5 protein-coding genes and 1 pseudogene are annotated in these 4,205 nt (G+C 46.7%); all 6 read left to right on the top strand.

What is annotated here, in order from left to right:
• On the top strand, positions 1 to 685 hold a 685-nt coding region (locus tag A3751_RS03575; RefSeq protein WP_068452179.1), incomplete at its 5' end, for an NAD(+) kinase.
• Between the two features lie 11 nt (positions 686 to 696).
• Positions 697 to 1,659, top strand: coding sequence for a metallophosphoesterase (locus tag A3751_RS03570; protein WP_068452176.1), 963 nt, complete (start codon positions 697 to 699; stop codon positions 1,657 to 1,659).
• Entirely contained in the window at positions 1,656 to 2,555 is a 900-nt protein-coding gene (locus A3751_RS03565) for a rhomboid family intramembrane serine protease (RefSeq protein ID WP_068452173.1), read from the top strand. The genes A3751_RS03570 and A3751_RS03565 overlap by 4 nt, the downstream gene beginning before the upstream one ends.
• Before the next feature lie 16 nt (positions 2,556 to 2,571).
• Positions 2,572 to 2,826 carry a YeaC family protein gene (locus A3751_RS03560; RefSeq protein WP_068452170.1) on the top strand — a complete coding sequence of 85 codons (255 nt, stop codon included), beginning with the start codon at positions 2,572 to 2,574 and terminating at the stop codon, positions 2,824 to 2,826.
• Positions 2,827 to 2,903: 77 nt separating this feature from the next.
• Complete coding sequence (locus tag A3751_RS03555; protein ID WP_231876835.1) at positions 2,904 to 3,731, top strand: DUF2797 domain-containing protein; 828 nt, start codon at positions 2,904 to 2,906, stop codon at positions 3,729 to 3,731.
• A 38-nt stretch (positions 3,732 to 3,769) separates the two neighbouring features.
• Positions 3,770 to 4,205, top strand: a pseudogene (gene pepN / locus A3751_RS03550) (aminopeptidase N); the annotation flags it as partial.

Genomic DNA, 4,205 nt, shown 5'->3' with positions numbered 1-4,205 from the left:
TGTGGTTGGTGGCGATGGAAGCCTGTTGGGCGCCGCCCGTGAGCTTGCTAAGTCGAACGTTCCTCTATTGGGAGTGAATCGCGGGCGATTAGGCTTTTTGACAGATATTTCGCCAGAAGAAATTGAAGAGGGTGTGAACGAAGTTCTCGACGGCAATTATATCGAAGAGAAGCGTTTCTTGCTTGAGGTGCACGTTAAGCGAAACGGCGAGCCGGTCGGTTATGGGTCGGGTTTAAATGATATTGTTTTACATCCTGGTAAATCGACACGAATGATTGGTTTTGATCTGTTTGTCGAGGGGCAGTTTGTTTACAGTCAGCGATCTGATGGATTGATTGTGTGTACACCTACCGGATCGACGGCGTATGCGTTGTCAGCTGGCGGTCCCTTATTGCACCCAAAATTAGATGCGATTGCCTTGGTGCCAATGTTCCCGCATACCCTTAGCAGTCGTCCGATTGTTGTGGATGGGAAAAGCGAAATTAAGATCGTGATTGGCGAGGGTAATGAGATATACCCACAAGTCAGTTGTGACGGTCAGTACCATATTCCTGTTGCTCCCGGCGACTCAGTTAGCATTACCAAAAAGCCTTACAAGGTAAGATTGATTCATCCGACCACGCATAACTTTTACGAAACCTGTCGTGAGAAGCTAGGCTGGGCCCACAATCTGTTAACTAGTTAAGTGGTATAGCAATGACAGACAACTCGGTTCAAGGCTATGACCTAATTGGAGATGTGCATGGTTGCGCGCAAACCTTAGAAAAACTCCTTCGAAAATTGGGTTATGCGCATCGTGATGGTTGTTACCGGCATGACGAGCGTAAAGTGATTTTTGTTGGTGATATCGTTGATCGAGGGCCGCGTATTCGCGAAGCGTTGCATCTTGTGAAAGATATGGTGGACGCGGGTGAAGCCGAGATTGTTTTGGGTAATCACGAATACAATGCTATGTGTTATTGCACGCGTGGGCGCGACGAGGAAGACCATATTTTCCTTCGTGAGCACAACGCGCGAAACCATCGCCTGATTCGCGAAACGCTGGAAGAGTTTGAGGCACATCCAAAAGAGTGGCAGTGTTTTTTAGAGTGGTTTCACAGCATCCCTTTGTTTTTGGATAAGGGGCACTTTCGTGTTGTTCATGCCTGTTGGGACCATCACGCAATAGAGCATTTCAAATCCCTCAGTCCAGACCATTGCCTGACCATGGATATGCTGTACGCTTCCGCGAGAAGTGGCACCTTTTTGGAGAAAATGGTTGATCGTTTAACACGGGGTACCTCCCTAAAGCTGCCTGATGGTGAAACAATTATTAGTAAAGATGGCTACATTCGGAATGTGTTTCGCACCAAGTTTTGGAACGAAGAGCCAAAGATTTATTCTGACGTCGTCTTTCAGCCTGACCCCTTGCCTGACAAACTTATGAATAGACCTTTGTCGGACGCAGAGCTCGATCAGTTGATGTATTACAATCATACTGAAGTTCCGGTTTTTGTCGGCCATTACTGGATGTCGGGTTTGCCCGCACCGATTACCGATAATGTCGCCTGCCTAGATTACAGCGCCGTAAAATATGGCAAGCTGGTGGCTTATCGTATGGACGATGAGCGCACGCTGAAGCCGGAAAAATTTGTTTGGGTGGATGTCTCTCCGTCATGATCGAACTTGCACGCTTAGCGATTGACCAAGATCTTGGGCCATTTTCAACCTGGCTGAACCAGAATGGTGTTCAGCACCGCGTTGTCGAGTCCGATGGCGAGCAGGTATTGATTTTGGTTGATGACTCGATGGCAGAGCAGGTCAATGAAGCCTTGCAATCTTATCTCCAAAATCCAGAGTTGAAGGAGCGTTTACAGCAAGTAAATGCCTCAAAAAAAGTGAGTCGAAGCGTGAAGGTCGCTCCATATGACCGAGTCTCACCTGCACAGGCTCCGCTAGTTTTTATCATCATTGCTATATGTGTTGTGGTCGCATGGCTTACGGATTTAGGTGAGGGAGGCCCATACTTGCGCGCCTTATTGATCGTAAATCCTTTTGATGGATCGTTTAATATGTCGTCCATCGATGGGCGTTGGGCTGCCTTAATCGCCACGATAGGCGATGGTGAGTTCTGGCGATTGATTACGCCAGATTTCCTACATTTTAGTCTTTTGCATATCACCTTTAACCTGTTGATGTTTTGGGTCCTCGGCGGTCAAGTTGAGCGCAAAAAGGGCTGGCTTTCTCTTTTGACTTTGATTGTTGTCGTGTCCATTATTTCGAATGTTGCACAGTTGCTAGACGGGGGTTATCTGTTTGGAGGTTTGTCTGGCGTTGTTTATGGCCTTTTTGGTTTCTGTTGGGTATGGTCGCGTTATGATTCCAGCGTTTTTATGCCGGACCCCTTGTTCCGCTTTGCACTTGTCTGGCTAATTATTGGCTACACGCCATTGACCGAGTGGGCTGGACTAGGTCGTATGGCGAACTCGGCGCACCTGTATGGTTTGCTAGGTGGGCTAATTTGGGCGTGGTTACTCGTTGGCTTGCGCTCAAAAGCGGATCACAAATTACGATAGGAAGTTGAGGTTGGCAATGAATTTTGAAGATGCGGCGAAGCAAATTGATCCTGAGATATACGAGCGTTTTAAGCAAGCTTTAGAGCTGGGTAAGTGGCCTGATGGCCGAGCTCTGACTCGTGATCAAAAGGAATTGTGTTTGCAGGCGGTTATTGTCTATGAAAATGCGCACGATGTTCCTGAGAAAGAGCGTGTTGGGTATATCGATAATGCAAAGAAAAAGCGTGGTGATGATCCTTCTGACGAAATGCCCGTTCGTGTGTTGCACTGATTGCAACTGCTGCTTTCTGCGTTATTGATTTCTCAAAAGAGCTGTCGCTCACTACTATTTTAGATATTGAGGTTTACTTGGAATTACTTGCTCGCGGCCGTCTTCAGAAAATGCCGGTCGTCCACCAAACCCCCGTTGCTTATACCCTTAAGGTTGGAGATGCCGCGCTTGATGCAAACACTCTGCTGGGGAAGCCCATCAAGCTTGTGTTCGAAAATGAGATCCGCTGCTCTAACTGTCAGCGATTAACCAAGAAAAGTTTTAATCAGGGCTATTGCTATCCATGCTTCCAAAAACTGGCGAGCTGCGACAAGTGTATTATGAGCCCAGAACTTTGCCATTATGATCAAGGGACGTGTAGAGAACCGTCTTGGGGCGACGCCCATTGTATGCAGCCTCATGTTGTTTACCTCGCAAATTCTACCGGCTTGAAAGTGGGGATCACCCGGGGCACACAAGTTCCAACCCGCTGGATTGATCAGGGAGCGATTCAAGCGCTTCCTATCGCGTCGGTCTCTACACGCAAACTTTCCGGCATGCTTGAGAACAAACTACGCGAGTGGGTTGCAGATAGAACGAATTGGCGGAAGATGCTCAAGCATGAAGTTGAGGAAATAGATTTATTGGCTGAGCGCGACAAGTTATTCGGCGAGATCAATAGCTATTTGTCGGAGCTTAAGAGCCAGTTCCCAGATGAGCAGATTGAATGGCTTGTGTCAGGGGAATTGTTCAACTTTTCTTATCCTCATCTCGCTTGGCCCGAAAAAGCGAAAACCTACAACTTGGATAAAACACCAGAAATCGAAGACACCTTAATGGCGATTAAGGGTCAATATCTTATTTTTGAACAAGCCTGCCTTAATATTCGAAAATATGGGGCTTACGAAGTTTCGCTTTATGCCTAAAAAAAGTCATAGAGCGTTTGTCTAAACAGGAACTTATTATGAAAGACGCAGCTGCGACAGTTACTTATCTAAAAGACTATCAGGTTCCAGCTTTTTGTATTGAGAGCGTTCATCTTACATTCCGTCTATATGAAGATGGCGCAGAAGTGACAAATGTCATGCGAGTGTTGCGCAAAGATAAGAAAGACCAAAGCGCTTTGCGTCTTGATGGCGAAGAGCTGCAACTTAGGTCTATTAAATTAGATGGCTCGTCTTTAGATGAAAGCTCGTATACCTTGAACGAATCCGAGCTTGTAATCGATGGATTACGCTCTGATCACACTCTAGAGGTCGTGACCTGGATTAAGCCTCAAGATAACAAACGTTTAGAAGGGCTTTACAAGTCGTCGACGATGTTTTGCACGCAATGTGAAGCCGAAGGATTTCGTCGTATCACCTATTACCTTGACCGCCCCGATGTACTGTCGATTTTTA

The organism is Oleiphilus sp. HI0080 (assembly GCF_001635135.1).
The sequence above is the reverse complement of the archived record's forward strand: the minus strand, read 5'-3'. Positions and strand labels throughout refer to the sequence as shown.